At 60.5% G+C, this 26,836-nt stretch carries 27 protein-coding genes; 14 read left to right on the plus strand and 13 right to left on the minus strand.

Annotated elements, in window-relative coordinates; translation table 11 throughout:
* Window positions 1–94 precede the first annotated feature (94 nt).
* On the minus strand, window positions 95–1,675 hold the full coding sequence (locus BN4575_RS07025; protein WP_068977671.1) for a DUF3369 domain-containing protein: 1,581 nt from the start codon (window positions 1,673–1,675) through the stop codon (window positions 95–97).
* A gap of 110 nt (window positions 1,676–1,785) precedes the next feature.
* Entirely contained in the window at window positions 1,786–2,667 is an 882-nt protein-coding gene (locus BN4575_RS07030; protein ID WP_068977672.1) for a LysR family transcriptional regulator, read from the minus strand.
* 157 nt (window positions 2,668–2,824) lie between these two features.
* Here BN4575_RS07030 and BN4575_RS07035 point away from each other — a divergent pair, with 157 nt between their 5' ends.
* Window positions 2,825–3,226, plus strand: coding sequence for an SMR family transporter (locus BN4575_RS07035; RefSeq protein ID WP_083221012.1), 402 nt, complete (start codon window positions 2,825–2,827; stop codon window positions 3,224–3,226).
* Window positions 3,214–3,534, plus strand: coding sequence for an SMR family transporter (locus BN4575_RS07040; RefSeq protein ID WP_042023541.1), 321 nt, complete (start codon window positions 3,214–3,216; stop codon window positions 3,532–3,534). The genes BN4575_RS07035 and BN4575_RS07040 overlap by 13 nt, the downstream gene beginning before the upstream one ends.
* A 77-nt stretch (window positions 3,535–3,611) precedes the next feature.
* On the opposite strand, the gene BN4575_RS07045 is transcribed toward BN4575_RS07040, so the two are convergent.
* The 3 genes from BN4575_RS07045 to hrpB all read right to left on the minus strand — a co-directional run bounded on the left by BN4575_RS07045 (window position 3,612) and on the right by hrpB (window position 8,944).
* Window positions 3,612–4,013 (minus strand): SMU1112c/YaeR family gloxylase I-like metalloprotein, encoded by a 402-nt coding sequence (locus BN4575_RS07045; protein ID WP_068977673.1) that lies wholly within the window; start codon window positions 4,011–4,013, stop codon window positions 3,612–3,614.
* Window positions 4,014–4,071: 58 nt separating this feature from the next.
* The gene (mrcB, locus tag BN4575_RS07050) at window positions 4,072–6,387 is read right to left on the minus strand and encodes a penicillin-binding protein 1B (protein ID WP_068977674.1); all 2,316 of its coding nucleotides are present in this window, start codon (window positions 6,385–6,387) and stop codon (window positions 4,072–4,074) included.
* Between the two features lie 109 nt (window positions 6,388–6,496).
* Complete coding sequence (hrpB, locus tag BN4575_RS07055) at window positions 6,497–8,944, minus strand: ATP-dependent helicase HrpB (protein WP_068977675.1); 2,448 nt, start codon at window positions 8,942–8,944, stop codon at window positions 6,497–6,499.
* Between the two features lie 175 nt (window positions 8,945–9,119).
* Between hrpB and thpR the strand changes: the two genes are divergently transcribed.
* The 10 genes from thpR (at window position 9,120) to BN4575_RS07105 (ending at window position 18,290) form a co-directional block, all read left to right on the plus strand.
* Complete coding sequence (thpR, locus tag BN4575_RS07060) at window positions 9,120–9,647, plus strand: RNA 2',3'-cyclic phosphodiesterase (RefSeq protein WP_068977676.1); 528 nt, start codon at window positions 9,120–9,122, stop codon at window positions 9,645–9,647.
* Complete coding sequence (sfsA, locus tag BN4575_RS07065; protein WP_042023551.1) at window positions 9,644–10,369, plus strand: DNA/RNA nuclease SfsA; 726 nt, start codon at window positions 9,644–9,646, stop codon at window positions 10,367–10,369. Before thpR ends, sfsA begins: the two co-directional genes overlap by 4 nt.
* A gap of 137 nt (window positions 10,370–10,506) precedes the next feature.
* Window positions 10,507–10,956: an RNA polymerase-binding protein DksA gene (gene dksA / locus BN4575_RS07070; RefSeq protein ID WP_042023554.1), complete on the plus strand. Its 450-nt coding sequence runs from the start codon at window positions 10,507–10,509 to the stop codon at window positions 10,954–10,956.
* A 111-nt stretch (window positions 10,957–11,067) separates the two neighbouring features.
* Window positions 11,068–11,976: a tRNA glutamyl-Q(34) synthetase GluQRS gene (gene gluQRS, locus BN4575_RS07075; RefSeq protein WP_068977677.1), complete on the plus strand. Its 909-nt coding sequence runs from the start codon at window positions 11,068–11,070 to the stop codon at window positions 11,974–11,976.
* Window positions 11,977–12,498: 522 nt separating this feature from the next.
* Window positions 12,499–13,974 carry a polynucleotide adenylyltransferase PcnB gene (gene pcnB, locus BN4575_RS07080; protein ID WP_042023560.1) on the plus strand — a complete coding sequence of 492 codons (1,476 nt, stop codon included), beginning with the start codon at window positions 12,499–12,501 and terminating at the stop codon, window positions 13,972–13,974.
* An 11-nt stretch (window positions 13,975–13,985) separates the two neighbouring features.
* Window positions 13,986–14,495, plus strand: coding sequence for a 2-amino-4-hydroxy-6-hydroxymethyldihydropteridine diphosphokinase (gene folK, locus BN4575_RS07085; RefSeq protein ID WP_068977678.1), 510 nt, complete (start codon window positions 13,986–13,988; stop codon window positions 14,493–14,495).
* Window positions 14,492–15,286: a 3-methyl-2-oxobutanoate hydroxymethyltransferase gene (gene panB, locus BN4575_RS07090; RefSeq protein WP_068977679.1), complete on the plus strand. Its 795-nt coding sequence runs from the start codon at window positions 14,492–14,494 to the stop codon at window positions 15,284–15,286. Before folK ends, panB begins: the two co-directional genes overlap by 4 nt.
* Window positions 15,287–15,533: 247 nt before the next feature.
* Window positions 15,534–16,391, plus strand: coding sequence for a pantoate--beta-alanine ligase (gene panC, locus BN4575_RS07095; RefSeq protein ID WP_068977680.1), 858 nt, complete (start codon window positions 15,534–15,536; stop codon window positions 16,389–16,391).
* A gap of 24 nt (window positions 16,392–16,415) precedes the next feature.
* Window positions 16,416–16,766: a putative quinol monooxygenase gene (locus tag BN4575_RS07100; RefSeq protein ID WP_068977681.1), complete on the plus strand. Its 351-nt coding sequence runs from the start codon at window positions 16,416–16,418 to the stop codon at window positions 16,764–16,766.
* A gap of 144 nt (window positions 16,767–16,910) precedes the next feature.
* Window positions 16,911–18,290, plus strand: a complete 1,380-nt coding sequence (locus BN4575_RS07105; protein ID WP_068977682.1) for a cation:dicarboxylate symporter family transporter — start codon at window positions 16,911–16,913, stop codon at window positions 18,288–18,290.
* Window positions 18,291–18,369: 79 nt separating this feature from the next.
* Here BN4575_RS07105 and BN4575_RS07110 read toward each other — a convergent pair whose 3' ends face one another.
* The 5 genes from BN4575_RS07110 to hpt all read right to left on the minus strand — a co-directional run bounded on the left by BN4575_RS07110 (window position 18,370) and on the right by hpt (window position 21,903).
* Window positions 18,370–18,897 (minus strand): rhodanese-like domain-containing protein, encoded by a 528-nt coding sequence (locus BN4575_RS07110; RefSeq protein WP_068977683.1) that lies wholly within the window; start codon window positions 18,895–18,897, stop codon window positions 18,370–18,372.
* A 4-nt stretch (window positions 18,898–18,901) separates the two neighbouring features.
* Complete coding sequence (locus BN4575_RS07115; RefSeq protein ID WP_068977684.1) at window positions 18,902–19,321, minus strand: MauE/DoxX family redox-associated membrane protein; 420 nt, start codon at window positions 19,319–19,321, stop codon at window positions 18,902–18,904.
* A 252-nt stretch (window positions 19,322–19,573) separates the two neighbouring features.
* Window positions 19,574–20,347: an ABC transporter permease gene (locus BN4575_RS07120; protein ID WP_068977685.1), complete on the minus strand. Its 774-nt coding sequence runs from the start codon at window positions 20,345–20,347 to the stop codon at window positions 19,574–19,576.
* Window positions 20,344–21,261, minus strand: coding sequence for an ABC transporter ATP-binding protein (locus BN4575_RS07125; RefSeq protein WP_068977686.1), 918 nt, complete (start codon window positions 21,259–21,261; stop codon window positions 20,344–20,346). The genes BN4575_RS07120 and BN4575_RS07125 overlap by 4 nt, the downstream gene beginning before the upstream one ends.
* Before the next feature lie 111 nt (window positions 21,262–21,372).
* Entirely contained in the window at window positions 21,373–21,903 is a 531-nt protein-coding gene (gene hpt, locus BN4575_RS07130; RefSeq protein ID WP_042023605.1) for a hypoxanthine phosphoribosyltransferase, read from the minus strand.
* Window positions 21,904–22,104: 201 nt separating this feature from the next.
* On the opposite strand from hpt, the gene BN4575_RS07135 reads away from it, so the two are divergent.
* Window positions 22,105–22,719: a TetR/AcrR family transcriptional regulator gene (locus BN4575_RS07135; protein ID WP_042023607.1), complete on the plus strand. Its 615-nt coding sequence runs from the start codon at window positions 22,105–22,107 to the stop codon at window positions 22,717–22,719.
* A 73-nt stretch (window positions 22,720–22,792) separates the two neighbouring features.
* Here BN4575_RS07135 and BN4575_RS07140 read toward each other — a convergent pair whose 3' ends face one another.
* Window positions 22,793–23,404 (minus strand): flavin prenyltransferase UbiX, encoded by a 612-nt coding sequence (locus BN4575_RS07140; protein WP_068977687.1) that lies wholly within the window; start codon window positions 23,402–23,404, stop codon window positions 22,793–22,795.
* Window positions 23,401–24,771: a UDP-N-acetylmuramate:L-alanyl-gamma-D-glutamyl-meso-diaminopimelate ligase gene (gene mpl, locus BN4575_RS07145; RefSeq protein WP_068977688.1), complete on the minus strand. Its 1,371-nt coding sequence runs from the start codon at window positions 24,769–24,771 to the stop codon at window positions 23,401–23,403. Before mpl ends, BN4575_RS07140 begins: the two co-directional genes overlap by 4 nt.
* 258 nt (window positions 24,772–25,029) lie before the next feature.
* Here mpl and BN4575_RS07150 point away from each other — a divergent pair, with 258 nt between their 5' ends.
* The gene (locus BN4575_RS07150; protein WP_068977689.1) at window positions 25,030–25,731 is read left to right on the plus strand and encodes a phosphatase PAP2 family protein; all 702 of its coding nucleotides are present in this window, start codon (window positions 25,030–25,032) and stop codon (window positions 25,729–25,731) included.
* 69 nt (window positions 25,732–25,800) lie between these two features.
* Here the strand turns inward: BN4575_RS07150 and galE are convergent, their stop codons facing one another.
* Window positions 25,801–26,814 (minus strand): UDP-glucose 4-epimerase GalE, encoded by a 1,014-nt coding sequence (gene galE / locus BN4575_RS07155; RefSeq protein WP_040097369.1) that lies wholly within the window; start codon window positions 26,812–26,814, stop codon window positions 25,801–25,803.
* Window positions 26,815–26,836 lie beyond the last annotated feature (22 nt).

Raw genomic sequence — 26,836 nt, forward strand, 5'->3', positions numbered from 1 at the left:
TTGATGTGTGCGGGATGTAACAAAACGGCTGTTTTGATGCTCTGCCGGTGAGCAAAGTCACCGGCAGAGCATGTGGAGTTGCGAGCAAAGAGGGTCAGAGCGAGTAGGGGAGCCTCGATTCGTTGACCAGTCGCGACAGGGCTGTCACTACATGAGGGTCAAACTGGGTGCCGGAGCGGGACTGGATATACTCCATGGTCTGCGCCAGCGTCCAGGGCTCCTTGTAGGGGCGTTTGCTGAGCAGGGCATCGAATACATCGACTACCGCTACAATCCGCGCTGACAGCGGGATCTGCTGACCAGCCAGCTGCTGCGGGTAGCCCTTGCCATCGAAGTGCTCGTGGTGGCCACGGGCGATCTCTGCCCCCAGCGAGAGGTAACTGGTTCCCTCCACCATTTCGCCCGCCTTGTGCAGGATATTGGCGCCGATGCCGGCGTGCTGCTCCATGATGGTCCGCTCTTCCGGGTCGAAACGACCGGGCTTGTGCAGTATATGGTCCGGGGTGCCCACCTTGCCTACATCGTGCAGGATGGAGGCCATGCCGATCATCTCGACAAACTCCGGGGTCAGCTGCTCGGGATAGGCCGTCATCTGCTTCAATTCGGCCACGATGGCATCCGAGAGCTTCTGCACCCGCAAGACATGCTCGCCGGTGTCTGAGTCGCGAAACTCTGCCAGCGCCGCCAGCGCCACCACGGTGGCCTCCTGGGCGCGCAGCAACTGGTTGTAGAGATAGAGGTTGTCATAGGCCGCCGAGATGCGCTGGCAGAAGACATCCAGCAGGTCGCACTCGAGTGGGTCAAGAGGCTGGGTCGGGGTGAAACTCAGCACAAACTCACGCCCATTCTGGGCGGCGATATAGAGGGAGTCCTGCGGATGTTCAAAACGGTTGCAGCGCGCCGCCAAGGCCTTGCTCACCGAGTCGTTGAGGGAGGGAAAGTCGGCAATCTTGCCATCGTCCAATAAGGTCTCGTAGTCACCGGTGGCTGCCAGGATCTCCAGCCCCAGCTCGCCGGGACGGCGCTCGGCGCAGATAGCCCCCTCGGTGCCCACATCGAGAATGGCGCTGATCTGTTTCAGTACGCCGGAGGCAAACTCCTTGAGCGAATGAAGGTGATAGAGATCGCCCGCCCCCTCCAGAATTTTGCCGAGCCCCTGACGGCTCTTGTCGATGGCGCTGAGGGTCTCGTAAGAGCGCAGGGAGGCGATGACGGTGGTAAAGAGCTTTTGTACCGTCAGTTCGGTCTTGGTTTTGTAGTCGTTGATGTCGTAATCGAGGATCACCCGTTGCTCGGGGGCCTGGCCGGGCTGGCCGGTACGCAGCACGATCCGCACCAGCGAGTTGTGCATCTCGTTGCGGATTCGGTGCACCAGCCGCAGACCGGCATCTTCGGTCTCCATCACCACATCCAGCAGGATCAGCGCAATTTTGGGGTTGGCCTCCAGCATGCGGCCAGCTTCGGTGCCGCTGTAGGCATTGAGTAGCTCCAGCGGGCGGGATTTGTAGTGAATGTTGGAGAGGGCCAGGCGAGTGGCGTGATGAATGTCTGGCTCGTCATCGACGATCAGCACTTGCCATGGGTTGAGTGCCTTGGGGACCACGACCTCGTCATCGTCGAGTTCGATGATATCGTCGTCCAGCCAGATGTCGTCCTTGTCTTGGGCACTGCTCATATCGGGTCCGCCTCCAAGCGTTCAATGAGTATATTGACAGTATGCATGATCACCCCGCGCGGGATCACCAAGATACGTCTATATCGTGAGCTGGCTCCACCTCTTTATCCCTATTCGAAGGGCTCCAGGTATGTCTGGATCGATTTCTTCAGCCAGGCCAACACCTTGCCGTGATAGGCATTTTCCGCCAGATAGACACCATAGTCCCGCCACTGCAGGCTGAACTTGTGTTTCAGGGTCAACAGGGAGCCCTGTCGCAGCTGGCTCTGGATCAGCGGTGAGGGGAGCACCGCCCAGCCCAACCCGTCCAGCACCGCATTGCGCATCAGCTCGAAGCTGGATAGCCCGATATGCTTGCCGCCAACCGGCAGCAGGCTTTTTACAGAAAATTCATCCACATAGGAGAGGGTGACCTGGGTGTGCTCGGTCAGATCCTGCTGCAGCACTCGCTTCAGGCTGGCCAGCGGATGGCTGGGGGCCACCACCATCAGGGTACGGATCGGGTTGAGCAGGTCGATATTGAGGCCGCTGCGCTCCTGATCCTCGGTGATGAGGCCAAAAGCGGCATCGACGAAGCCCTCTTCCACCAGCGCGGGCAACTCGGGCGGGGAGGCGAGTACCAGTGAGATACTGGTACCGGGAAACTGGCTGCGCAAGGCGGCCAGCAGCTCGCGCCACACCTGTTCGGGGATGGCATCATCGCGGGCGATCCGCAGCGCCACCTCGGCACCCGACGCGTAATGCTCGCACTTCTGTTGCAGGCTGTTGGCCGCCTGCAACAGGCGGGTGCAGTCATCCAGCACCAGCTCGCCGATCTCGGTCAGCCGACTCTGGTTGGCGCCGCGTTCAAAAAGTTCGACGCCAAGCTCCACTTCAAGAGCCGCGATGGCAGTACTGACGGCACTGCGGCTCTTGCCAAGACGCCGGGCTGTACTGGCGATGGAGCCACTGTTGGCTGATTCTACAAAGAGTTCTATCTGATAGAGCTTCATGATGATGTGTCAGGACGGAGTGTTCTAGCACCACCTTAGCCTGACCTCCGATAGCAAGGCAAACCGTCAGCGTCTGATAACTCGACGCTCAGCGATTCCTGCCCGCGCTACTACTGCGGCTATCATCTCTCCCGTCGCAGCAATTAAAGGAAAATATATGTTAATCAGTCGCATGCTTTTAGCGCGGATATTTTTGACGGGAGCCATCATCACCGAAGTGGCGGGGACATCCAGTATGGCGATGATCCCCGAGGACGCCGCGGGATGGATGAATTACCTGCCGATGTGGGTACTGATCTCGATCTCCTACCTGTTACTGGCCAAAGCCGCCAAAACAATCTCCATTGGTATTGCGTTTGCGTTGTGGGAGGGGCTGGGGATTGCACTGATCACCGTCGTCTCTGTGCTGTTCCTCGATTACAACCTGAACGTTCAGGAGCTGATCGGTCTGGCGCTGGCAATAGTGGGTATTGTTATGGTGACCATGGGAGAAACCCATGACGACCCGGTGACCAGCAGTGAAACAACTAATGCGAAGGAGGCGGTATGCACCCGTTAATTATCGTGTTTGGCGCGGCCCTGCTGGATATCGGTGCCAATATGGCGATCAACCGTTCGCGGGGGTTTCGCTACAAAGGGTGGGGCGTGCTGGGGATTATGCTGGTATTGGGAGCATTTACCCTGCTCTCCGAAGTGGTGAGCAGTGGCAAGATTGACCTTGCCGTGGCCTACGCCACCTGGGGTGCCATCGGTATTCTGGGTACCGCGCTGGGTGGTTTGCTCATCTTCCGTGAGCGACTCAAGCCCATCGGCTGGGCTGGCATGATGGTGATGGCGCTGGCCGTCGCCATGCTGACCACCGCTTGATAACGCTTTATCAATGAAAAAGCCGCCCGGTTCGCCGGGCGGCTTTTTGTTTGGCCGATGGTTTGGCCTAAGCAGGCTCAGCGCGGCGCTTCGTAGAGCTCCAGCGGCAGACCGTCGGGGTCGGCGAAGAAGGTGAAGCGCTTGCCGGTCAGCTCGTCCACCCGCACCGGCTCTACCACCACCTGATGAGTCAGCAGATGGGCGATGACCCGGTCTAGATCGCTGACCCGAAAGGCGAGATGGCGCAGGCCGCAGGCTTCGGGCGTAGAGGGGCGGCTGGGTGTGACAGGGAAGCTGAACAGCTCCAGCTGACTGCCATCCGGCAGGGCCAGATCCAGTTTCCACGACTGGCGCGCTTCGCGCAGGGTCTCGGCGATGATGGGCAGCCCCAGCACCTGGTGGTAGAAGTGGCGCGAGCGTTGGTAATCGCTGGCGATAATGGCCACATGGTGGATGGCGTCAAACAGCGGAAAGGTCATGGTGCTTCCTTGTCAGCAGCATAGTGAACGGGCAGCCTGTGCTGCCCGTCCTGTTGATTTAGTTGAAGAAACTACCGAGCAGGTCATCCAGTGCACTGCGCGGTGAGCTGCTGGCACAACCGGCCGGTGATCCCATGGTGGCGGTCTTGGCCGGTACTTGCAGGCTGCCCGGACAGCCGTTGGTGACGTGGGTACCGCTGGCGCGGGAGAAGTTGGCCCAGCTGACCCCTTCCGGCATCTTTAGCCCCAGACTGTTGACGCCGCGCTGGCTCATGTAGCCGCTAAAGAGTTGCAATGCGCCGCTGGCACCGGTCAAGCCTGCTGGAGTGTTGTCATCGCGACCGACCCAGATGCTGACCAGCTCGTTGTTGTCCAACCCGGCAAACCAGGAGTCGCGCAGCTCGTTGGTAGTGCCGGTCTTGGCGGCCATGGTGGCACCGGGGAACTTGGCACTCAGCGCGCGGGCCGTGCCCTGACTCACCGTCTTGGTCATGGCGAACAGGGTCAACCAGCTTGCCTGCTGGTCAGTGACCCGCTTGGCGGTCTGATCATGCTTATAGAGCAGGGCACCATCCCCATTGACCACGGCGCGAATGGCCGACAGCGGCTGGGTCAGCCCCTGATTGGCGATGGGCAGATACATCTGGTTCACCTCCATCGGGGAGAGGGCTACCGCCCCCAGCACCAGCGATGGATAGGGCTGGATCTCCTGCTGGACACCCAGTTTGTGCAGGGTATCCACCACCTTCTCCAACCCGACCTGCAGACCCAGATTGACGGTCGGCACGTTGAGGGAGCTGGCCAGCGCATCCATCAGCGGCACGCTTTGGCGGAACTTGCGATCGTAGTTTTGTGGTGTCCAGATCTGACCATCCTGACCGCGAATGCGGATCGGCTGGTCCTTGAGTGGGGTCGCCAGGGTCAGACCGTTAGAGAGGCCAGTCAGATAGACCGCCGGTTTGACCAAGGATCCAATCTGGCGGCGGGCATCCAGCGCCCGGTTGAAACCGGCATAACGGGGATCCCGGCCTCCGACCAGTGCCACCACTTCCCCTTTATGCCAGTCAGAGACCACCATGGCGGCTTCGAGGCGTTTTTTGCCACGCAGCTTCTCGATATCGCGCAGGCCGAACTCGACCGCCTGCTCGGCCGCATGCTGGGCGATAGGGTCGAGGCTGGTGAAGATCTTGAGGCCAGACTGCTTGAGCAGATCGGCACCGAAGCGGCTCTGGATCTCCCGCTTGAGCAGCCCCATAAAGGCCGGGGTACGGCCATAACTCATCTGGCCACGGGCGATGATGCCGAGGGGCTGGCGGCTGGCCAGATCATACTCGGCCGGTTGCAGGCTGCCGTGATCCATCAGCAGTTTCAGCACCAGATCGCGGCGGGTTTTGGCCCGCTCCGGGAAACGCCAAGGGTCGTAATAGGAGGGGCCCTTCACCAGCCCCACCAGCAGGGCGACCTGATCGATATCCAGCTCGTTGGCCGGAATACCGAAATAGAAGTAGGAGGCGAGGCCGAAGCCGTAGACCCCTTGCGAGAAGTTCTGCCCCAGATAGACCTCGTTGAGGTAGGACTCGAGGATCTCGTCCTTGCTGTAGCGATAGTCGATCAGCACCGCCATATAGGCTTCTTGCAGTTTGCGCCACAGGCTGCGCTCGCGGGTCAGGAAGAAGTTTTTGGCCAGCTGCTGGGTGAGGGTGCTGCCCCCTTGCACGGTGCGGCCCGCCAGCAGGTTCGCTGCCATGGCGCGGATGATGGCCACCGGCGAGACGCCGCCATGCTGGTAGAAGTCGCGATCCTCGGTGGTGAGCAGGGTCACCAGCAGGCTGTCGGGCACCTCGGCGAGGCGGACCAGCAGGCGATCTTCCCGATCCTCGGTGTTGAGGCGATCGAGCAGCACCGGGTCCATCTGGGCGTAACCGAGCTGGCGCTGGTTCTCCAGCGACTGGATCCCCTCAAGACGCGGACCGTTGAAGGTGAGGCGCAGGCCACGGGCACCATCGGCCCCGTCATAGAACTGGAACGGGCGGCGAATAAGCTCGATACGGTTGCCATTGATGCTGTATTCGCCGGGGGTATGGGGCTGACGCACCTGCTTGTAGCTCAACATGTTGAGTTCGCGCAGCATTTGGGCCTGGGAGATGCGCTGGCTGGGGTAGAGCTCCAGCGGGCGGCTGTAGACCATCACCGGCAGTTGCCACTTCTCGCCATCGAAGCGCTCGCGCACCTTGGTATCCAGATAGATGCCGAATACCACCATAAAGGCCGCCACCACCAGGGAGAGCTTGAAGCCAAGCCAGAACAGCTTGCGCCAGATGGTGCGTTTGGGAGCTGCCTTCTTGGGGGGGCTCTTGCGTCGTTGGGTTGCCATGGTTCCTCTTTACCTGTTCGTCATTATTCGTTGTGTTGCCATCGCGGCGTAATCGAACGATCGTGGCCGATTATCCATCAAATGGTCGGTGAGATTTCGTTCATCGAACCTACAACCCCATCTTCTTCTTGATGACCTTGGTCGGCATCGCCTCCAGCGGATTGTCCGGCCAGTAGTGGCGGGGATAGCGCCCCTTCATCTCTTTCTTCACCTGCTCGTAGGAGCCAGCCCAGAAGGCGGCCAGATCGGCGGTGATCTGCAGCGGCCGCTGAGCGGGGGAGAGCAACTCCACCACCAGCGGCACCCGGCCATCGGCCACGCAGGGGGTCGAACCTTGCCCGAACATCTCCTGAATGCGTACCGGGATCACCGGTGCCTGCCCCGGCTGATAGCGGATCCGCACCCGGCTGCCGGTCGGTGCCGCAAAGTGGCTCGGCAGCGCCTCGTCCAGTCGCTTGGGCAACGGCCAGGGCAGGGATTGGCGCAAGATGTCGCCGAGGTTGAGCTTTTTCAGCTGCTCCAGCCGGGTCATGCCACTCACTGCCGGTAGCAGCCACTGTTCCAGACCGGCCAGCAGGCTGTCGTTATCCATGGCGGGCCACCCCTCATCGGGCAGCCAGTCGCGGGCGCAGCGCAAACGGGCCAGCAGTCCTTCGCTGCTCTCGTCCCAAGGCAGCACATGCAGCCCCTTGCGGCGAATGCCTTGCAGCAGGCAGCGTCCTTTCTGCTCATCAGAGAGTTCGGTCAGCGGCCGCTGGCTCAGCACCAGTTCGCCTAACACCAGCTGGCGTTCGGCGCGCACCCGCTCTTCCCGTTCATCCCAGTCGAACCACTGTCGTTCGCTCACCAGCTCTGGCAGCAGGCGCACCAGCTCCTCCAGCTCGACCGGTTCGGCGATAAAGATGCGGCTGCCGCGATCGTTCTGCCCCATCTCGATGGCGATCAGGGCCGCTTGTCCCTGACATGGATGACCTTCTACCAGATCGCAGCTCACCCCACCACCGAGTTGATAGCGACTGCCGCTGCGCAGCTTGCCGATGCGATCCGGCCAGGCGAGGGCGCAGAGCAACCCCAGCCACTGACCCTGCGCATTGGCAGGGCGGGCGCCAAGCCGTTCAAACCAGCGGGCCGCACTCTGGCGCAGGGCTCCCTGACGGCGGTGGAACAGCACAGAGAGGCGCTCCGAGCCTCGCATATCTTCTTCCTGCAACGCCACCAGATATGCGGCATCGGCGACAATCCCTGTCAGACCCTCGGACTCCAGCTCGCGGGCGCGCAGCAGCATGCGGGCGAGGCGAGGGTGGGTACCGAAGGCGGCCATGGCACGGCCAGCGGCAGTAAGTTGTTGCTCACCCAGCGGCTTCATGGCGCCAAGGGCCACCAGCAGCCGCTGGGCGCTGGCCACTGCGGCGGCGGGGGGCATGTCCAGCAGCGGCAGATCTTCCACCTTGGCGCCCCACTGGGCGGCGTCCTGCAGCAGGCCGGTCAGCTCCTGAGTGAGAATGTCTGGCGGGCTCTGCTCGGCGAGCCGCTCCTGCACTTCGCTGCTCCAGAGCCGGTAGCAGACGCCGGGGCCGAGACGGCCGGCACGTCCTGCCCGCTGGGTGGCGGAAGATTTGGCTATCTGGCGGGTCTCCAGTCGGGTGACGCCGCTTTTCAGATCAAAGGAGGCGCGCCGCTCCAGCCCGCTGTCGATCACCACCGAGATCCCCTCGATGGTGAGGGAGGTCTCCGCCACATTGGTGGTGAGCACCAGCTTACGGCGGCCAGCAGGCGCCGGTTCAATCGCTGCTTGCTGCGCCGCCATGTCGAGGCGGCCGTAGAGGGGGGCGAGGGTCACATCATCCGGCAGCCGCCCTTCCAGCCACTGTGCCAACCGCTCGATCTCCCCCTGTCCCGGCAGAAACACCAGCAGGCTGCCGCGGTGGGCGGCCAGCGCCTCCTGCACCACGGCGCCGACCTGCGGCTCCAGCCACTGCTGGCGGTTGGCGGGGCGGTAGTGGTAGTCGATGGGAAAACCGCGTCCCTCGGAACGGATTACCGGGGCATCCAGCAACAGGCGCTCGAGCGCCATGCCATCCAGAGTAGCGGACATCACCAGCAGCTTGAGGTCATCGCGCAGCCCTTGCTGGCTCTCGATGGCGAAGGCCAGCGCGGTATCGGCGTGCAGACTGCGTTCGTGGAACTCATCGAAGATCACCAGCGAGACACCGGTCAGCTCGGGGTCTTGCTGCAGCATCCGGGTCAGCACCCCCTCGGTCACTATCTCGAGCCGGGTCTGGCCACTGGTGCGGCTCTCGCCACGGACCCGCAAGCCAATGCGCTCGCCCACCTTCTCCCCCAGCTGGCGAGCCAGAAAGCTGGCGATATTGCGCGCCGCCAGCCGCCTTGGCTCCAGCATGATGATGCGGCCGGGCAGCCGGTTCTGGCGCACCAGCTCCAGCGGCAGCAGGGTCGATTTGCCTGCGCCGGGAGGCGCCTGCAGGATTACGCTGCTGTGGCTGTCGAGGGCGGCAAAAAGTTCGGGCAAGACCGAAACGATGGGGAGCTGGGACAAAGCGATGGGAACCTTCTGTGACGAGCGGGAAATCGGCGCCTATTCTGCCACAGCCAGCCGCGCCACCGTGAGTGGATGTGACAGGCTGGCCAGTCGGGCAGGTGGCGAGACACGGCCGGATAGCTGTCATAGAATGAGGCCATCCAGTGAGCGTTAAAGAGGTACTCTCATCGATATGGCAAAACTCTTCTTTGCTCTGCCCGTCAAGGCGCTCGCCCCCGAGCTTATCGGCTGGCGCGATCAGCAGTCCTGGCCCGGTCAGCCGGTGCCGCAAGCAAACCTCCATCTGACCCTGGCCTTTCTGGGGGAGGCGGACGAGTTGACCACCCGTCGTCTCATTGCTGCTGTTGAACACCAACACTGCCCGCCGCTCTCCATCAGGCTGGATGAGACCGGCTGGTTCAGCCGGGCCAAGGCCGCCTGGATCGGCCCGAAAGAGTGGCCCAACGAGCTGAACGTATTGGCCCGGGCGTTGCGCCGCCATGGCGAGAAGCTGCGCCTTGGCAATGGCGAGCAGGGTTATCGCCCCCACGTCACCTTGTCGCGTAAGGCGGGTGAGGCGCCGGCACCCCTGCCAGCCCCAAATTTTCTGCTGCAGGCCGATGAGTTCTGCCTCTATCAATCCATCTCGACCCCGGACGGGGTTCGCTACCAGCCGCTCGCCTGCTGGCCGCTTCGCACCAGAGAGAAGGTAAGTGCATGAAGTTTGATCCGCCATTGCAATCCGGTCAGCTTATTTCACGCTACAAGCGGTTTCTGACCGATGTGCAACTTGATAACGGTGAGCTGATCACCATCCACTGCGCCAATACCGGCGCCATGACCGGCTGCGCCGAGCCGGGTACCCGGGTCTGGTACTCCACCTCCGACAACCCCAAGCGCAAGCTGCCCAACAGCTGGGAGATCGCCGAGAGCCCGGCGGGCCACTTTATCTGTGTCAATACCGCCCGTGCCAACCAGATCGCCCGCGAACTGATCGAGCAGCAGGCGCTAGCCCCGCTGGCGGGTTACAGCCGGTTGCGCACCGAGGTGAAGTATGGCGAAGAGAACAGTCGCATCGATCTGCTGCTGGAAGATGACGAGAAGGGCAATTGTTACATCGAGGTAAAATCGGTGACCCTGCTCGACGAGCGGGAAGGGGCTGGCATGGGTTACTTCCCTGATGCGGTCACTGCCCGTGGTGCCAAGCATTTGCGGGAACTGATGGCGATGAAAGCGGCAGGCCACAGGGCCGTGCTGTTATTTATGGTGTTGCACTCCGGAATAACCCGGATGCGCCCTGCAACCCATATAGATCCGCACTATAGTCTGCTAATTGAGCAGTCAATAGCAGCCGGGGTTGAAATTTTATGCTATCGGCCCCATGTTGGGGTCTACGGCATGGTGGCTCAGAATTTTATTCCGTTTGAATCTGGCCACTTGTGATCCGAGGGATGTGGATAAATATAGGATTAGGTAACATTATTGGTACGGCTCGTTTGCTTACCCGTTACCCTTCTGCTATAGATGTCGCCCTCAATTTATGGATGGCACGTGTAGCGTGTTGAATTAGGAGACAGGGCATGCCAACAGGCGAAAGCAGAAAATCTCTGGGCCCCCTGGCGATTGCGGGTGTCGAGCCTTACCAGGTCCAGCCGGGTGAGGAGTACATGAATGACAAACAAAAGACGCATTTTCGCAAGATCTTGGGCGCCTGGCGTAATCAACTGATGCAGGAAGTTGATCGCACAGTTGATCATATGAAAGATGAAGCCGCTAACTTTCCGGATCCGGTAGATCGTGCCGCGCAAGAAGAAGAGTTTGCTCTCGAGTTGCGTACCCGGGATCGTGAGCGCAAATTGATCAAGAAGATCGAAAAGACCTTGGTGTTGCTTGAAGACGATGATTTTGGTTACTGCGAGCATTGCGGTATCGAAATTGGTATCCGTCGTCTTGAAGCCCGTCCTACCGCCGACCTTTGCGTCGACTGCAAGACGCTGGCCGAGATCAAGGAAAAACAGATGGCCGGTTGATCCCGCCCCTCTGACAGATAAAAAAGGGAGCTCGCAGGCTCCCTTTTTTATTGAGCTTTTGGCGGGTGGCCCCCAGAATGCAGCCTCAATGTATTGCTTACCCGAACAGCCATGTCAGTGAATACCACGCCCTTACCCCACATACGCCCCTATGTCGGTCGCTTCGCCCCCTCACCCTCAGGCCCGCTTCACTTCGGTTCGCTGATTGCGGCACTTGGCAGTTTTTTACAGGCCAGAGCGCAGCAGGGGCGCTGGTTGGTGCGGATTGAAGATATTGATCCGCCGCGGGAGATGGCGGGGGCCGCGGGTCTGATCCTCCACACGCTGGAGGCATACGGCCTGGAGTGGGACGGGGAGGTGATGTACCAAAGCGATCGCCACGACCGCTATGACCAGATCATCGATCAGCTCTATCGGGCTGGTGATCTCTACTGGTGTCGCTGTACCCGCCGCGAAATCATGGCTGCGGGGGGGCTTTATAGTGGCCACTGTCGCCCCCTTGGGCTGACTGCAGAGGGTTGCGCCGCCCGGTTGCGCCAGCACCAGCCTGTCTACCACTTCGATGACAGGTTGCAGGGCCATATCGCGGTGCCAGCGGCGCTGGCCGAAGAGGATTTCATTATCCGCCGCCGTGATGGCCTCTATGCCTACAACTTGGCGGTAGTGGTGGACGACATGGACAGCGGCATCACCGAGATAGTGCGCGGCGCCGATCTGCTGGAGCCCACGGTGCGCCAGATTGCGCTCTACCAGACCCTGGGGGCGCCGGTGCCTGACTGGGTGCATCTGCCGCTGGCGGTGCTGGCCGATGGCAACAAGTTGTCGAAGCAGAACCATGCGCCGGCACTGGCCCTCGATGAGGTGCGCCCGGCCCTGTGGCAGGCGCTGCACTTCCTCGGCCAGTGCCCCCCCCCCGAGCTGATGGCGAGCCGGATCGACGAAATCATCGGTTGGGGCATTGCCAACTGGCAGCTCGAACGGGTGCCCGCCAGCCAGAAGATCCCGCTGGACGTTGAGTAAATAGAGCCAGTTTTCGTGTAATAGGACGGGAGCTAGGCGCAGATAGACCGCTATTTTTGGGGCCGGATTGATTCAAATGAGGTGAAGTCACCACATGGTTTTTCATTTGGCCAGGCGTGAGCTATGCACAGGTAGACCGCTATTTTTGCTGACAGACGGTTTCATGCGGGATCAATTGTCAGCATGGTTTTTCATTTGGTCAGGCGTGGGCTATGCACAGATAGACCGCTATTTTTGGGGCCGGTTTGATTCAAATGAGGTGAAGTCACCACATGGTTTTTCATTTGGTCAGGCGTGAGCTATGCACAGGTAGACCGCTATTTTTGCTGACAGACGGTTTCATGCGGGATCAATTGTCAGCACGGTTTTTCATTTGGTCAGGCGTGAGCTATGCACAGATAGACCGCTATTTTTGGGGCCGGTTTGATTCAAATGGGGTGAAGTCACCACATGGTTTTTCATTTGGTCAGGCGTGAGCTATGATAGGCCGCTATTTTTTGGCCTCCCGTCAATTTAGAAGTAATTAAGAGGTGTACCATTTTTTCCCAGATCGCAAACTTTTGCCGCAAGGTGCTCGGCAAGGAAGACGGCGAGCAGCCGGCGGAATCTCCTGTTCCAGCCCGTGTCGCCGGTCAACGTCGTACCTTAAGCCGTGACCAGCACCCTGTTTCGCGCAAAGAGATCAGCGAGAATGCACTCAAGGTGCTCTATCGCCTGAACAAAGGGGGTTATGAAGCCTACCTGGTCGGCGGCGGAGTCCGGGATATTCTGCTCGGGAAGACGCCCAAGGATTTCGACATCGCCACCGATGCGACGCCGGAGCAGATCAAGGCGCTGTTCAGCAACTGCCGCCTGATTGGCCGCCGTTTCCGCCTGGCCCACATTGTCTTTGGTCGTGACGTGATCGAAGTGGCCACCTTCCGGGGTCACCACCATCAGGTCAATACCAGCAAACATATGTCGGTCCAGTCTGACGAAGGCATGCTGCTGCGCGATAACGTCTACGGCACCATCGAAGAGGATGCCGAGCGCCGCGACTTTACCGTTAACGCCCTCTACTACAGCGCCAAAGATTTCACCCTGCACGATTTCGAGGGGGGGCTGGAAGATCTGGCCGAGCGCAAGCTGGAGCTGATCGGTGATCCCGAGACCCGCTACCGCGAAGATCCGGTGCGGATGCTGCGTGCGGTACGTTTTGCCGCCAAGCTGGATATGACCATCAGCCCGCGCACTGCCGCCCCCATCGCCGAATTGGCCTCGCTGCTGCAGGATATTCCTCCGGCCCGCCTGTTTGAGGAGACGCTCAAGCTGTTCCTGGCTGGCGACGGTCTGGCGACCTACAAGCTGTTGCGTGAATATGGTCTGTTCCAGCCATTGTTCCCGCAAGTGGCTGCGCTGTTCACCCCGCACGGCAACTCCCCTTACGAGCAGTTTATCGAACATGCCCTGGCCGATACCGATGCACGGGTCCGTGAAGATAAGCGGGTCAATCCGGCGTTCCTGTACGCCACCCTGTTGTGGGGTTGTGTCGAAGCCCGTGGTCGGGTACTGGAGAATGAGAGTGGTCTGCCCTGGTATGACGCCTTCATGCTGGCGATCAACGAGGTGCTGGACAATCAGGTGCGGATCATCGCCGTTCCCCGCCGTTTCACTACCGATGTCCGCGATATCTGGGCACTGCAACAGCGTCTGACCCGTCGTCAGGGCCGTCACCCCGAGCGCGCCATGGAGCATCCCAAGTTCCGCGCGGCGTTCGACTTCCTGTTGCTGCGCAACCGGGTCGAGCGTGGTCTTGGCGAGCTGGCCAGCTGGTGGGAGCGCTATGTCGCCTCCAATTCCGATGTGCGGCCGCAACTGCAGCGGGAGGCGACCCGCCGCCCTGCGAGTGGCGAGCGTGCCCCGGCCGCTGAACCCCGCAGCGCTGACGGCGAGAAACGCAGCAGCAACAGCCGCAACCGTCGTCGCCCCCGTCGCCGCAAACCGAAAGTGGCCGAGTGATAACAGACGTGATGACCGAGGTCTTCATCGCGATTGGTTCCAACCTGTCTGACCCGCTGGGTCAGGCTCGTCGCGCCGTCGCCGCCCTGGCAACGTTGCCGGAATCTGTGCTGGTGGAGGCCTCGTCGTTTTACAGCAGCCGTCCCATGGGCCCTGCTGACCAACCGGACTACGTCAATGCCGTGGCCCGGCTCAACACCCGGCTCGCGCCCCTTGCGCTGCTGGATCAATTACAAAAAATCGAGCTGGAACAGGGACGTGTGCGCAAAGATGAGCGGTGGGGACCCAGAACACTGGATCTCGATCTGCTGCTCTATGGGGATCAGGTGATCAACCATGAGCGTCTGATCGTACCCCACTACGGCATGAAGGAGCGGGAGTTCGTACTGCTGCCCCTTGCCGACATTGCGCCTGCTCTGGTGCTGCCCTGCGGCACCCCGCTCGCCCGACTGGTTGCCCGCTGCCCGCATAATGATTTGGCCATCATTGCGCCGAGTGCAGATCTACAGGAGCCTCTATGAGCAAGATCACCACCGCCAGCCTGCTGAAGATGAAGCAGGAAGGTCAAAAGTTCACCGCCATCACCGCCTATGATGCCACTTTTGCCAAGCTGTTCGACGACGAAGGCGCCCACGTGCTGCTCATCGGCGATTCGCTGGGTATGGTGCTGCAAGGGGGTCAGGATACCCTGGCGGTCAACATGGATGAGATGGTCTATCACACCCGCTGTGTGGCGCGCGGTGCCAGCAAGGCGCTGGTCATCGCCGACATGCCGTTCATGAGCTACGCCACCCCGGAGCAGACTTACCAGAACGCCGCCCGCCTGATGGCTGCCGGTGCCCGCATGGTGAAGCTGGAAGGGGGCGACTGGCTCTGTGACTCCATCCGCCACCTCACCCGCAACGGGGTGCCGGTGTGCGGTCACCTCGGCCTCACCCCGCAATCCGTCCATGTCTTTGGCGGCTTCAAGGTGCAGGGGCGTGACGAGTTTCAGGCCCAGGAGATCTACCGTCAGGCCCTCGAACTGCAAGCGGCCGGTATCCAGCTGCTGGTGCTCGAGTGTGTGCCCACGGCGCTGGCCGAGCGCATCACCAAGGCGCTGCGCATCCCGGTGATTGGCATAGGTGCGGGTCCCGCGACCGACGGCCAGATCCTGGTGATGCACGACGCCTTTGGCGTCACCTCCGGTTATGTGCCCAAGTTCACCAAGAACTTCCTGGCCGAGACCGGTGATGTGCGTGCCGCCATCCGCCTCTATGTCCAGCAGGTGAGCGAGGGGAGCTTCCCCGGCCCTGAACACTGTTTTAACTGATCCGGTTCGGTATTCTGATGGGGGCATATGCCCCCATTTGCCTTTGTTGGCCAGAGATATTTAATCCGGATCTTGTTAATTCATCTGAGGTTGTGCTTCTGCATAGTTGAATTGCTGATAGTTGAACTACTGGATAGTTGAACTATTGGATAGTTGAGCTGCAGATGATGCTGGTGAACAATCCAGTGCCATCCGCTTTGGGTGATGTAATCCGTCTCTTTTTGATTTATCGGAAGGTGAATTGCTGATGTTGGTCGTAAATAATCCCGTCGTTCTGCGTGAGCAGATCAGCCAATGGCGCCGTGAAGGGCGCGCCATCGCATTCGTGCCCACCATGGGCAACCTGCATCAGGGTCACCTGACTCTGGTGAAAGAGGCGCACAGCCACGCCGAGAAGGTGGTGGTCAGCATCTTCGTCAACCCGATGCAATTCGACAAGGTCGAGGATCTCGCCAACTACCCGCGCACCCTGGAGCAGGATTGCGCTGCGCTGGAAGCAGCCGGTGTCGACATGGTGTTCACCCCGACCCCGGAGATCATGTATCCGCAAGGGCTGGCGAGTCAGACCTTCGTCGAGGTGCCGGGCCTCTCCGGCCTGCTGGAAGGGGCGCTGCGTCCGGGTCATTTCCGCGGTGTCAGCACCGTCGTTACCAAGCTGTTCAATCTGGTGCTGCCGGATGTGGCCTGCTTCGGTCAGAAGGATTACCAGCAGCTGGCACTGATTCGCAAGATGGTGGCCGACATGGCGATGCCCATCGAGATTGTCGGCGTGCCCACTGTACGAGCCGAAGACGGGCTGGCGCTCTCTTCGCGCAACGGCTACCTGACTGCCGCCGAGCGGGCGCTGGCCCCCGAGCTGGCACGCACCATGAACTGGATCGCCGAGCAGATTGAAGCGGGTGACCACCACCTGCCGTCGCTGGTGGCGCAGGCCAGTCAGCGTCTCGACAACGCCGGTTTCCGTACCGATGCCATCGACATCGTCGATGCCGCCACCCTCGAATCCGCCACTGACGAGAGCGTGCAGCTGGTGATCCTGATGGCTGCTTATCTGGGCAAGGCCCGCCTTATCGACAATCAAGTGGTCACGCTGCAACAAGCCTGAACCCGCCACAACCAGGAGGACCCCATGTCCAAGAAGGTTTACTGCATTGCCCAATTCCTGCCCAAACCCGGTCAGGAGCAAGCCCTGTTTCAGGTGCTGCAGGCGCTCGAACCCAATACCCTGCGTGAGGATGGTTGCCTGCAATATCGGGTGACCCGCCACATCCTGAGTCCGTTTGCCGAGGGGGAGAGCTTCCCTATAGTGTTCAACGAAATTTGGCAAGATATGGCGGCTTTCGAAGCCCACTGCCAGCGCGTCGAGATCACCACGTTCTTCGAGCGTTACTGCCTGGCTGATGATGGTTTGGCCGCCAAGTGGAACGTCTGCGTCTATAGCGACGAACCCGAGCAGTACGACGCCCCCGTAAAGAAGTAATTCCCCCGATTGCCAGCGGACGCCCCCTCGGGCGTCCGCTGTTTTTTCGCGCCTGCAATCCGGCGTTCTCCCCCGCGACCCCGCTCGCACCCGCTGTTTTCTCTCTCCACAATCGGCCCTGATGGCCGCTACAGGTGTTTATTTATGTTTACCTTGTTTACTTCATTGCTCTTCTGTCTGCTCTGTTTCGCCCTGACCCGGCTGCCCGCGACTGTGCCGCTGTCGCGCAAGGTGCTCGCCGGTCTGCTGCTGGGGGGGCTGTTTGGTCTCGGTCTGCAACTGGGGTGGGGCGCCGATGATGCCGGTGTCCAGCAGACGCTGGAGTGGGTCAATATCGTCGGCGGCGGCTATGTCAGCCTGCTCAAGGTGGTGATGATGCCGCTGGTGTTCACCTCCATCCTCTCTGCCATCAACAAGCTGGAGCAGGCCCAGTCCCTCGGCAAGATTAGTGTCGTGCTGATCGGCTCCATGCTGACCCTGGTGATGATCGCCGGTGTGGTGGGGATGACCATTACCCACCTGAGCGGCCTTACCGCCACCGGGCTGTTGAGCCACGGCAGCGACAGCGCCGCCCTGCAACAGAGCATGAGCACCATCGACAGTGCCCAGACTCTGCCTGCCCTGCTGCTCTCGCTGGTGCCCACCAACTTTGCCGCCGATATGGCGGGTAGCCGCGGCCTCTCGGTGATCGGGGTGGTGATCTTCACCGTGCTGGCGGGGGTTGCTCTGCTCCAGCTGAAGGCGGAGCAGCCGGAGGCGGGGGCTCGCGCTGCCGTGGCCATCGACACCCTGCAACTGTGGGTGATGAAGATGGTGCGGGTGGTGATTGCCCTCACCCCCTATGGCGTGATGGCGCTGATTGCCCGAGTGGTGGCTCACTATCCCCTGAGCGAGATCCTCAGCCTGCTCGGCTTTATTCTGGTCTGCTATGTCGCCATTCTGGCGATGTTTGTGGTGCACATGGTGATCCTGCTGCTGATCGGCCAGAACCCGCTGCACTATTTGCGGGAGGTGTGGGGCGTGCTCACCTTCGCTTTTGTCTCCCGCAGCAGCGCGGCCTCCATCCCTCTCAGCATCGAGACCCAGCAGCGCCTTGGGGTGCCCGCCAGCATCGCCAACTTTGCCGCCTCGTTCGGTGCCAACCTCGGCCAGAACGGCTGCGCCGGTATCTACCCGGCCATGATGGTGGCGATGATCGCCCCCATGCTCGGCATCAACCCGTTTGATCCCCTGTTCCTGCTCACCCTGCTGCCGGTCATCGCGCTCGGCTCCATCGGGGTGGCCGGGGTGGGCGGCGGTGGCACCTTCGCCGCGCTGATCGTGCTCTCCACCCTCAACTTTCCCATCGCGCTGGTGGGGGTGATGATCGCCATCGAGCCGCTGGTGGACATGGGCCGTACCGCCCTCAACGTCAACGGCTCCATCATGGCGGCGATGATCACCAAGCGGTTGCTGGGCAAACAGCAGCTGGCCCAAGTGCAGAGTCAGGAGCAGGCACTGGAGCAGCCACAGGGCGCCAGCTAACCCTGAGTGCGACGCAATATGAAAGAAGCCCGCAGTTGCGGGCTTCTTTATGTCGGCAGTGTAGCCTTGTGGGCCGTGGTTACTCGGCAGAGACGGGGTAACCGGCCCCTTTCCAGGCGAAGATACCGCCCGGTACCCGATAGACCTGCTGATAGCCCTGAGTCACCGCCCAGGCGGCGGCATTGTGGCTGCGGCCGCACTTGACGAAGCCGCAGTAGATCACCACCGGACGGGACTTGTCTTCACCCAACAGCGCCTGGAACTGCTCCGGGGTGCCGCTCCCCTCGACGATCTCGCTCCAGTTGTCGCCGGACTTGGCCTCCTTCACGAAGACGAAGTTCTTGGCGCCCGGGATGTGCTCTTTCTTGTAGGAGTCCTCATAGGGCATGGTGTCGATGATCACCAGCTCCTCGCCCTTGTCCATCCGGGTTTTCAGCTCGGCCACGGTCAGCAGCTGATAGCCCCCCTGCTGCGTCTCTTGCGCCAGCTGCACCGCCGACTGCTCCAGCTTCACCTCCTGCTCGAACTGGTTATCGCCACAGCCCGCGAGGGCAAAGCTGGCGGCGATCAGCGAGGCCAGCAGGGTGCGGGATCGCAATGTCATCATGTCACTACTCCTTTAGAACGGGAAAAACAGGGCGGGAGGGTCGCAGCAGGGCGCCCGCAAGCGTCAGTAGCAGCAGATCCCGCACAATGGCTTGTGGCAGCGAGCTGAGATCAGCCTTGCCAAGACAGCCGCAAGAGATGTCGAGCCCAATGGCAATGCCATAGCCCAACACCGGAATAAACAGGGCGAGCAGCCCGATCACCAGCCACAGTCCCCAGCGCCGGTTGGCGATGACCGCCACGCCCGCGCAGAGCTCCAGCGCGATCAGCCCCCAGCTAACCGGCGGGATCAGCGACGGCCAGATCAGCCCGAAGGCCGCGATCTGTTCGACAAACAGGGCGGGGGATACCAGCTTGAACCCGGCCGAGGCGACGAAGAAGCCACCCAGTGCCAGATTGGCCAGCATGCGCAGCAATGCAGGCATCATCTACCTCTTTATAGAGAGAGGTAAATTCTAACCATTACCGATTGAGCCGCAATGGCTAAACCCATTGCGAGCAAGATAAATCTCGATTTTGCGGGGCTGTGCGAGGGGGGGCTTCATTTTCTACTGATACCCTGATGGCCGTATTGCTCGGGGGAAGCGCTTTTGGTTGTCCGGCTTGTTCCCCGGTGTGCTGCTGGCTAAAGAAAACGGGCACCCGAAGGTGCCCGTTGCAGTGAACCGTTGAGCCGATCAGTGGCGCAGTCCGGTGCCCCGGGAGATGAGCCACCAGGCGATACCGTAGAGCGCCACGATAAAGCCGATGATGATGAGGTAGGCGGTACCGAGCGGCACGTCGGAGATACCGAGGAAGCCGTAGCGGAACGCGTTCACCATGTAGATGATGGGGTTCACCTGGGAGACACCCTGCCAGAAGGGGGGCAGCAAGCTGATGGAGTAGAACACCCCGCCCAGATAGGTGAGCGGCGTCAGCACGAAGGTGGGGATGATGCTGATGTCGTCGAAGGTCTTGGCAAACACCGCGTTGATGAGCCCCCCCAGCGAGAAGAGGATCGAGGTGAGCAGCACGGTGAAGCAGACGCTGAACAGATGGTGGATCTGCAGCGGCACGAAAAACAGCGACACCAGGGTGACGATGAGGCCGACACAAAGGCCACGCGCCACGCCACCGCCCACATAACCGGCGATGATGACGTAGTTGGGCACCGGCGCCACCAGCATCTCCTCGATATTGCGCTGGAACTTGGCGCTGAAGAAGGAGGAGGCGACGTTGGAGTAGGAGTTGGTGATCACCGACATCATGATGAGGCCGGGCACGATGAACTCCATGTAGGTGAAGCCGCCCATGTCACCGATACGCGAACCGATCAGGTTGCCGAAGATGACGAAGTAGAGGCTCATGGTGATGGCCGGTGGCACCAGAGTCTGGATCCAGATCCGGGTAAAGCGGCTCACCTCCTTGGCTAGAATGCTCTTGAAGGCGATGTAATAGATGGCCAGATTCATGCTTTTCTCCCCTCTTCGACCAGATTGACGAACAGCTCTTCCAGCCGGTTGGCCTTGTTGCGCATACTCACGACCTGCACCTGCTGGCTCGACAGTTGCTCAAACAGGCTGTTGAGTGACTGACTCTTGTCGAGATCCACCTCGAGGGTGCGCTCATCCGGCATGCGGCCGTTGAACTCTGGTACGTCCGGTACGGCAGAACCTGGCGCAAGGTCGAGCAGGAAGGTCTCACGGCCCAACTTGCCCAGCAGGTTTTTCATGCTGGTGTTCTCGATCAGACGACCCTTGTCGATGATGCCGATGTTGCGGCAGAGCATCTCGGCCTCTTCCAGATAGTGGGTAGTGAGGATGATGGTGATACCCTGCTCGTTGAGATCCTTGAGGAAGGTCCACATGGAGCGGCGGATCTCGATATCGACCCCGGCGGTCGGTTCGTCGAGGATCAGCAGTTTGGGTTCATGCATCAGGGCGCGGGCGATCATCAGGCGACGCTTCATGCCGCCTGAGAGAGTGCGGGCAGCCATGTCGCGCTTCTCCCACAGATCGAGCTGGCGCAGGTACTTCTCGGCGCGGATTTTCGCTTCCGCCTTGGGCACGCCGTAGAAGCCGGCCTGATGGGTGACAATCTGGATCACCTTCTCGAACTGGCTGAAGTTGAACTCTTGTGGCACCAGCCCGAGCTGGGCCTTGGCCTGTTCCAGATCGCTGTCGATGTCGTAGCCAAACACCTTCACCTTGCCGGCGCTTTTGTTCACCAGCGAACTGATGACGCCGATGGTGGTGGATTTGCCCGCGCCGTTCGGGCCGAGCAGGGCGAAGAAGTCCCCTTGCTTGACGGCAAGATCGATGCCTTTAAGGGCTTCGACGCCCCCCTGATAGGTCTTTTTCAGGCCGCTGATTTCCAGTGCGTTCATTACAACCTCTGTGATGGTTGAACCCGGCTCGATACAGAAAGGGCGGCCAAGGCCGCCCGCACAGAGTGTGTGGCACCAGGCCACGTCACCCGCGATATTCCTGAACCTGGCTTACTCCTGGGGTACCACTTTGCCGATAAACGGCAGGTTGCGGTACTTCTGGGCGTAGTCGATGCCACAGCCGACTACGAACTCGTCCGGGATGGCGAAGCCAATCCAGTCTACCGGCACCTGCACTTCGCGACGGGAGGGTTTGTCCAGCAGGGTGCAGATAGCCAGAGATTTCGGCTCGCGCAGGGAGAGGATCTCGCGCACCTTGTTGAGGGTGTAACCGGTGTCGATGATGTCTTCCACGATCACCACATCCTTGCCCTTGATGTCATCGTCCAGGTCTTTCAGGATACGGACGTCACGGGTGCTGTGCATGCCGGAGCCATAGCTGGAGGCGGTCATGAAGTCCATGGTGATAGGCAGTTGGCACTGACGGCTGAGATCAGCCAGAAATACGCAGGATCCGCGTAGCAGTGCAATCATCACGACTTCGTCGGAACCCTGATAGCGAGCGGTGATCTCTTCACCCAATTTGGCGATCCGGGCGGCTACTTCAGCCTCGGAGATCATCACCTCGACAGTGTGTTTCATCACTTACTCCCATAAGGCCAAAGGGGATTTGGCCGTTCATGAATATCAAAACCGATGATTCTACCACTCATGTTGAAGGGTGCTAGAGATACGTGGTGCTTTTATCGGCTTATTTTAATTGATAGAGTTAGCAGGCACTCAGGCATGATTAGTTAAAATACTATAAACACCATAATCAATAACTATTAGATGATAAAAACTATGGAACCACGCGCAGAAATAAGACGTCGTACCCGGCTCTCGCCGGAAGCTCGTCGCTCCCAATTGATGGAATGTGCCATCGAGGTGTTCTCCCGTCGCGGCATTGGCCGTGCAGGGCACGCCGAGATAGCCGAACAGGCCAAGGTCTCAGTTGCTACCGTATTCAACTATTTCAACACCCGCGAGGAGTTGGTTGATGAGGTGCTGGCCGAGATCGAACGCTTTGTGAACCATATGCTGTCACAGGCATACGATGCCAACGGCTCTATCTTCGACAAGGTCAGACGTCATGTCAGCCTCTCTGTCGATGCTGCCTACGATCAACCGGATTATGCCGGTATCTGGCTGGAGTGGAGTTCATCGGTTCGGGAAGAGGTATGGCCCCGCTATACCCGGCTGCTCGATCAGTGTCTTGAGCTGATCGCCAGCGAGCTGCAAGCCGCCATGGATGCAGGGGAGATCACCAGCGTGCTGTCGGCACAGGATCTGGCCCGCTCCCTGAGTGGTTTTGGCTATGTGATGATGCAGATGATCAATCAACCCCAGCGCCCAGCGCGCGAAGAGGTGACTGATTTCCTGTTCAAGTACGTGACGGCGCCTATTCAGGCTCGCTAACACGGCTTAACGAAAAAACGGCGCCACTCATTGAGTGGCGCCGTTTTTTTATGGCCGGATGTAGCGGGTCACCTCAGTGGTGGCCATAGCCCCAGCGGCTGGTCAGCGCATGCTCGACACCCAGATGATCGAGGATGCGGGCGACCATAAAGTCCACCAGATCCTCGATGCTTTTCGGCTCATGATAGAAACCGGGGGCGGCAGGCATGATGGTCACCCCGAGCCGCGCCAGTTTCAGCATGTTCTCCAGATGGATCGCCGAGAAGGGGGTTTCGCGGGGCACCAGAATCAGCTGGCCGCGCTCCTTGATCACCACATCCGCCGCCCGCTCCAGCAGGTTGTCGGAGGTGCCGTTGGCAATGGCCGAGACGGTGCCCATGGAGCAGGGGCAGACCACCATCTGTTTGGGCGCCGCCGAGCCGGAGGCCACCGGCGAGAACCACTCCTCCTTGCCACAGGCGACGATCTGCCCATCTTTGGCGCCATAGTGGCGACAGAGATAGGCAGAGAGCTCTTTCGGCGAGCCGGGCCACTCCTGCTGCTGTTCGGTCTTGAGTACCACACGAGCCGCCGAGGAGGCGAGCAGGTAGACCCGATAGTCTGCCTGCACCAGACACTGGAGCAGGCGCAGGGCGTAGGGGGCGCCGGAGGCGCCGGTCAGCGCCAGGGTGATCGCTTTGTTCATAGTTCGCCGTGGTAATCCTTGAGGCGGGCGATCAGCTTGTCATGAATGCCACCGAAGCCGCCGTTGCTCATGATCAGAATATGGTCGCCATCGCGGCTCTCGGCCACCAGCCGGTTGATCAGGGTCTCCAGATCGTTGAATACCTTGGCCGGTCGGGTCATATGGGCCGTCACCTCGCCGAGATCCCAGCCGATGTTGGGGGGTTGGAAGAAGAACACCTCGTCGGCGCCATCGAAGCAGCCAGCCAGCTCCTCCTTGTGAACCCCCAGCTTCATGGTGTTGGAGCGTGGCTCCAGCACCGCCAGAATACGGGCTTCTCCCACCTTGGCGCGCAGGCCGCCGAGAGTGGTCTCGATGGCGGTGGGGTGGTGGGCAAAGTCGTCATAGACACTGATGCCAGCCACCTCGCCTTTGAGCTCCATCCGCCGTTTGGGGGATTTGAATTGGCAGAGCGCCGCAATACCGTGCTCCACCATGACACCGGCATGGCGGGCGGCCGCGATGGCCATCAGACCGTTGTTGACGTTGTGTTCGCCGATGCACTCCCAGTGCACCTCGCCTTGTTTTTCGCCACCCAGCCACACCTCGAAGGCGGAGCCGTCATCGGCCAGCTTGACCGCCTTCCACTTGGCGTCGTTCTGACCCACCAGCTCCACTTCGCTCCAGCAGCCCATCTTGCGTACGGCGGTGAGGTTGTCATCGGCTTGCGGGAACAGCACCCGGCCGTTGCTCGGTACGGTACGCATCAGGTGGTGGAACTGGCGCTGGATGGCGGCGAGATCCGGGAAGATGTCCGCGTGATCGAACTCCAGATTGTTCATCACCAGGGTGCGCGGGTGGTAGTGAACGAACTTGGAACGCTTGTCGAAGAAGGCGCAGTCATACTCGTCCGCTTCAATGACAAAGAAGGGGGCGGAGCCGAGACGGGCGGAGACCGGGAAGTTGCCCGGCACGCCGCCAATGAGGAATCCGGGCTCCAGCTTGGCGTACTCCAGCACCCAGGCCAGCATGCTGGCGGTGGTGGTCTTGCCATGGGTGCCTGCAACGGCCAGCACCCAGCGATCCTGCAGCACATGCTCCAGCAGCCACTGGGGGCCGGAGATATAGGGCAGATTGCGGTCCAGCACATATTCAACACAGGGGTTGCCACGGCTCATAGCGTTGCCGATCACCACCAGATCCGGCGCCGGATCGAGTTGGGAGGGGTCATAGCCTTCGGTCAGTTCGATGCCCTGTTGCTCGAGCTGGGTACTCATGGGGGGATAGACGTTGGCGTCGGAGCCGGTGACCCGATAGCCAAGCTGTTTTGCCAACACCGCCAGACCACCCATAAAGGTGCCGCAGATCCCGAGAATGTGAATATGCATACCGCTTCCTTTCGCAGTAAAGGGAAGTGCGCATTCTAGGGGGTGTTGCGGTGGTGGCACAAGCCGCACTCATGGTGAGAGGCCCACAGATGCTGCACCGGAAGCAGAAATCTTGTCACTGTTGGGGTGTGCGAGGCTGGAATGGGAAGGTGGGCTTTATTTGAGGCTTTATTTCGTGTCGCACTTTCTTACAATTCTTCGGTTTTGTGACGCACTCTACAGTTTTACGATATCGCCCTTTTCCAAAGGAGAGTCCCCATGGGCAAGTTCCTGCTTTGCTATCTGGTCGGTGGTCTGGTGGCCATCAGTTGGGCTGCGTTGCCCGCTCATGGTCCCTGGGATCAGTGGGATCTCGCGATTTTTCATACCGTCAACGGCTGGCTCGGGCAGTCGGCGCTGTGGGGCGATCTGGTGGCCATCACCAATAATCGGCTGTTCGATCTGGCGGTACTGGCCTGTATGGGGCTGATCCTGGCCCGCTGTTTCTTCGCCCGGGATCTGGCGGGTCGTCGCCAGTTGGTGGCGATGGGCATAGTGATGTTGCTGAGCGCACTGGTGATCAACCAGCTTGGCCACCGATTGCCGGTGGAGCGACCCAGCCCGACCCTGATGGTGGCCGATGCGCTGCGGGTGACCCAGATCAGCGGTATTCCGACCAAGGACTCTTCCGGTGATAGCTTCCCGGGGGATCACGCTCTGTTCCTGATGATCTTCGCCGGCTACGCATTGCGCTATCTGCCGCGCTGGGCGGGAGTCACCGCATTGCTGATGGTGCCGATCTTTTCCGCGCCGCGCATTCTGGCTGGCGCGCACTGGTTTACCGATGTCTATGTCGGCGCGTTGGGGCTGGCGACCCTCTGCCTGCCCTGGCTGCTGTTGACCCCGCTGGCGGATCGGCTGATAGAGCGCATCGCCCCCCGATTGTCCCGTGTGCCGCTGCTGCGCAGTCAGGCCCACTGATTGAATGTCGCAAAACAAAACGCCCCGACATGAAAATGTCGGGGCGTTTTGTTATCCACCCACGAGATATCAGCCTTGATAGCCGTTCGGGTTGTTGCTTTGCCAGCGCCAGGTATCGACCATCATCTGCTCCAGACCGCGCTCAGCCTGCCAGCCCAGCTCGGCACGGGCCAGTGTCGGCTCTGCCCAGCACTCGGCGATGTCGCCCGGGCGACGGGGTTTGATCTGGTAGGGAATGGGTCGGCCGCTGGCCGCTTCAAACGCCTTGACCATCTCCAGTACCGAGTAGCCCTGACCTGTGCCCAGGTTGTAGGTGAAGACGCCGGTGTCGCTCTTGATGCGCGCCAGTGCTTTCAGGTGGCCGATGGCGAGATCCACCACATGGATGTAGTCACGTACGCCGGTGCCATCCGGGGTCGGGTAGTCGTTGCCAAATACCCCCAGCTCCTTGAGCTTGCCGACACCCACCTGGCTGATATAGGGCAACAGGTTGTTGGGGATGCCGTTGGGATCTTCACCAATCAGGCCGCTCTCGTGGGCGCCGACCGGGTTGAAGTAACGCAGCAGTACGATAGCCCAGCGGGGATCGGATTTGGCGAGATCGCGCAGGATCTCCTCCACCATCAGCTTGGAGCGACCATAGGGGTTGGTGGCGCTGGTGGGGAAATCTTCCCGCAGCGGTACCGAGGCGGGATCGCCATAGACAGTGGCCGAGGAGCTGAATACCAGCCGGAAAACCCCGGCCCTGGCCATCTCTTCGCACAGCACCAGAGTGCCGCTGATGTTGTTCTGGTAGTAGGTGAGCGGGATCTGGCTCGACTCCCCGACCGCCTTGAGGCCGGCGAAGTGGATGACCGATTCGATCTGGTGGTTGGCGAACAGCTGCTGCAGGCAGGCTCTGTCCAGCACATCCCCTTCGACGAAGGTGACCGGTTTGCCGGTGATCTGCTCGACCCGCTTGAGTGACTCCGGTGAGGAGTTGGAGAGGTTGTCGAGTACCACGACCTGCTGCCCCGCGCCGAGCAGCTCAACCAGGGTGTGGGAGCCGATATAGCCGGCGCCCCCTGTGACCAGTATTGTCATTTTTTATCCCGTGTTCTGGTGA

Source organism: Aeromonas sp. EERV15 (assembly GCF_900079845.1).
Lineage (GTDB): Bacteria > Pseudomonadota > Gammaproteobacteria > Enterobacterales > Aeromonadaceae > Aeromonas > Aeromonas sobria.

What these genes read in the sequence shown, in the direction of transcription:
- BN4575_RS07025 (WP_068977671.1), bottom strand. Translation starts at nt 1,675, where the DNA reads ATGAGCAGTGCCCAAGACAAGGACGACATCTGGCTGGACGACGATATC.
- BN4575_RS07030 (WP_068977672.1), bottom strand. Translation starts at nt 2,667, where the DNA reads ATGAAGCTCTATCAGATAGAACTCTTTGTAGAATCAGCCAACAGTGGC.
- BN4575_RS07035 (WP_083221012.1), top strand. Translation starts at nt 2,825, where the DNA reads ATGTTAATCAGTCGCATGCTTTTAGCGCGGATATTTTTGACGGGAGCC.
- BN4575_RS07040 (WP_042023541.1), top strand. Translation starts at nt 3,214, where the DNA reads ATGCACCCGTTAATTATCGTGTTTGGCGCGGCCCTGCTGGATATCGGT.
- BN4575_RS07045 (WP_068977673.1), bottom strand. Translation starts at nt 4,013, where the DNA reads ATGACCTTTCCGCTGTTTGACGCCATCCACCATGTGGCCATTATCGCC.
- mrcB (WP_068977674.1), bottom strand. Translation starts at nt 6,387, where the DNA reads ATGGCAACCCAACGACGCAAGAGCCCCCCCAAGAAGGCAGCTCCCAAA.
- thpR (WP_068977676.1), top strand. Translation starts at nt 9,120, where the DNA reads ATGGCAAAACTCTTCTTTGCTCTGCCCGTCAAGGCGCTCGCCCCCGAG.
- sfsA (WP_042023551.1), top strand. Translation starts at nt 9,644, where the DNA reads ATGAAGTTTGATCCGCCATTGCAATCCGGTCAGCTTATTTCACGCTAC.
- dksA (WP_042023554.1), top strand. Translation starts at nt 10,507, where the DNA reads ATGCCAACAGGCGAAAGCAGAAAATCTCTGGGCCCCCTGGCGATTGCG.
- gluQRS (WP_068977677.1), top strand. Translation starts at nt 11,068, where the DNA reads ATGTCAGTGAATACCACGCCCTTACCCCACATACGCCCCTATGTCGGT.
- folK (WP_068977678.1), top strand. Translation starts at nt 13,986, where the DNA reads ATGACCGAGGTCTTCATCGCGATTGGTTCCAACCTGTCTGACCCGCTG.
- panB (WP_068977679.1), top strand. Translation starts at nt 14,492, where the DNA reads ATGAGCAAGATCACCACCGCCAGCCTGCTGAAGATGAAGCAGGAAGGT.
- panC (WP_068977680.1), top strand. Translation starts at nt 15,534, where the DNA reads ATGTTGGTCGTAAATAATCCCGTCGTTCTGCGTGAGCAGATCAGCCAA.
- BN4575_RS07100 (WP_068977681.1), top strand. Translation starts at nt 16,416, where the DNA reads ATGTCCAAGAAGGTTTACTGCATTGCCCAATTCCTGCCCAAACCCGGT.
- BN4575_RS07105 (WP_068977682.1), top strand. Translation starts at nt 16,911, where the DNA reads ATGTTTACCTTGTTTACTTCATTGCTCTTCTGTCTGCTCTGTTTCGCC.
- BN4575_RS07110 (WP_068977683.1), bottom strand. Translation starts at nt 18,897, where the DNA reads ATGATGACATTGCGATCCCGCACCCTGCTGGCCTCGCTGATCGCCGCC.
- BN4575_RS07115 (WP_068977684.1), bottom strand. Translation starts at nt 19,321, where the DNA reads ATGCCTGCATTGCTGCGCATGCTGGCCAATCTGGCACTGGGTGGCTTC.
- BN4575_RS07120 (WP_068977685.1), bottom strand. Translation starts at nt 20,347, where the DNA reads ATGAATCTGGCCATCTATTACATCGCCTTCAAGAGCATTCTAGCCAAG.
- BN4575_RS07125 (WP_068977686.1), bottom strand. Translation starts at nt 21,261, where the DNA reads ATGAACGCACTGGAAATCAGCGGCCTGAAAAAGACCTATCAGGGGGGC.
- hpt (WP_042023605.1), bottom strand. Translation starts at nt 21,903, where the DNA reads ATGAAACACACTGTCGAGGTGATGATCTCCGAGGCTGAAGTAGCCGCC.
- BN4575_RS07135 (WP_042023607.1), top strand. Translation starts at nt 22,105, where the DNA reads ATGGAACCACGCGCAGAAATAAGACGTCGTACCCGGCTCTCGCCGGAA.
- BN4575_RS07140 (WP_068977687.1), bottom strand. Translation starts at nt 23,404, where the DNA reads ATGAACAAAGCGATCACCCTGGCGCTGACCGGCGCCTCCGGCGCCCCC.
- mpl (WP_068977688.1), bottom strand. Translation starts at nt 24,771, where the DNA reads ATGCATATTCACATTCTCGGGATCTGCGGCACCTTTATGGGTGGTCTG.
- BN4575_RS07150 (WP_068977689.1), top strand. Translation starts at nt 25,030, where the DNA reads ATGGGCAAGTTCCTGCTTTGCTATCTGGTCGGTGGTCTGGTGGCCATC.
- galE (WP_040097369.1), bottom strand. Translation starts at nt 26,814, where the DNA reads ATGACAATACTGGTCACAGGGGGCGCCGGCTATATCGGCTCCCACACC.